Here is a 2,006-nt window from a genome sequence, read left to right as displayed (position 1 = left end):
TGATCATGTCTGTCGTTCTCCGCTGGCAGGGCGTCAAGTCAATGATGGCAGATTGCTGGGGTTTTTAGAGGCTCCTTTACTTCAGCGCCTTGAAGCGCAGACGCTTGGGACCTGCGTCGTCGCCCATGCGGCGCTTCTTGTCTTCTTCGTACTCGCGGTAGTTGCCCTGGAAGAACTCCACGTGCGAGTCGCCTTCGAAGGCGATAATGTGCGTGGCGATGCGATCCAGGAACCAGCGATCGTGCGAAATCACGAAGGTGTTGCCGGGAAATTCCAGCAACGCATCTTCCAGCGCGCGCAGCGTTTCGATATCCAGATCGTTGGACGGTTCGTCGAGCAGCAGCACGTTGCCGCCCTGCAATAGGGTCTTGGCCATGTGCAGACGGCCGCGCTCACCGCCGGACAACGAGCCGACCATCTTCTGCTGGTCCTGCCCCTTGAAGTTGAAGCGGCCGATGTAGGCGCGCGACTGGATCTCCACGCCATTGATGTTGAGGATGTCCAGGCCGCCGGCGATTTCCTGAAACACATTATGGTTGCCTTCCAGCTTGTCGCGGCTCTGGTCCACGTACGCCAGCTTCACCGTCGGCCCGAGCACGATCTCGCCCGAATCCGGGGTTTCCATGCCGGTGATCATCTTGAACAGAGTCGACTTACCGGCACCGTTGGGGCCGATGATGCCGACGATCGCGCCACCGGGAACCAGTAAGCTCAAATTGTCGATCAACAGGCGGTCGCCGAACTTCTTGGTGACGTTCTTGAACTCGAGCACCGCATTGCCCAGGCGCTCGCCAGGTGGAATGAAGATCTCGTTGGTCTCGTTGCGGCGCTGGTAATCCACCGACTGCAGTTCTTCCAAACGTGCCAGACGCGCCTTGCCCTTGGTGCGGCCACCCTTAGCGTTCTGCCGCGACCATTCCAGTTCCTTCTGGATCGCCTTCTGGCGTGACTTTTCCTGATTGTCTTCCTGCTTGAGGCGCTCGTCCTTCTGGGTCAGCCAGTCGGTGTAATTGCCCTTCCACGGAATGCCGCGGCCGCGATCCAGTTCCAGAATCCACTCGGCGGCGTTGTCCAGGAAGTAGCGATCATGCGTCACCGCCACCACGGTGCCGGTGTAGCGCGCCAGGAACTGTTCCAGCCACTCGACCGACTCGGCGTCCAAGTGGTTGGTCGGTTCGTCGAGCAGTAGCATGTCCGGCTTCTGCAGCAGCAGGCGGCATAGCGCCACGCGGCGCTTTTCACCACCGGACAGCGGGCCGATCACTGCTTCCCACGGCGGCAGACGCAGCGCATCTGCGGCCACTTCCAGCTGCTGTTGGACCATGTGCGCATCACCGGCGGCCAGGATGCTTTCCAGGCGCTGCTGCTCGATCGCCAGCTTGTCGAAGTCGGCGCCTTCCTCCGCATAGGCTTCATAGATGCGGTCCAGCGCGGCCTGGGCTTGAAGCACTTCGCCAACGCCTTCTTCCACCGCCTGACGCACGGTGTGTTCCGGGTTGAGTTCGGGTTCCTGCGCCAGATAACCGACCTTGATGCCGGCCTGCGGGCGCGCTTCGCCGCTGAAATCGGTATCCACGCCGGCCATGATCTTCAACACGGTCGATTTGCCCGAGCCGTTGAGGCCGAGCAGGCCGATCTTGGCGCCCGGGAAGAACGACAGCGAAATGTCCTTGATGATCTGGCGCTTCGGCGGCACCGTCTTGCTGACGCCGTTCATGGTGTAGATGTATTGCGACATGGGGACTCCGTGGACGCAGGCAGCCCGCCGGCCGAGGCCGGAGGCAGCGGAAAAGGGGTTGCGCCGATTATACGGGCAAGTGCCTGAGCACGCGGAGGCATGTCTGCAGCTAAACGGCAGCTTACTTGTCACCTGAATGTGCGTTTTCGTAACCGATTCCAGCAAGAAAGTGTTAAGGCGCTGGGCGCATTAAGGGCACCTCGAACAACCAAGTCGTAGCCGTGGTGACACGCACTGGATGATGACCATACCTTCAAAAAATCAGCGA

General features: G+C 60.5%; 1 protein-coding gene. It reads right to left on the bottom strand.

Annotation, left to right across the window (positions count from 1 at the left end; genetic code table 11):
* Positions 1–76: 76 nt before the first annotated feature.
* A complete protein-coding gene (gene ettA, locus XpopCFBP1817_RS20565; protein ID WP_128418467.1) occupies positions 77–1,738 on the bottom strand; it encodes an energy-dependent translational throttle protein EttA in 1,662 nt (553 codons plus the stop codon).
* Between the last annotated feature and the right edge of the window lie 268 nt (positions 1,739–2,006).

It is taken from the genome of Xanthomonas populi (assembly GCF_002940065.1).
Lineage (GTDB): Bacteria > Pseudomonadota > Gammaproteobacteria > Xanthomonadales > Xanthomonadaceae > Xanthomonas > Xanthomonas populi.
This window is presented reverse-complemented; position numbering and strand designations above follow the sequence as displayed.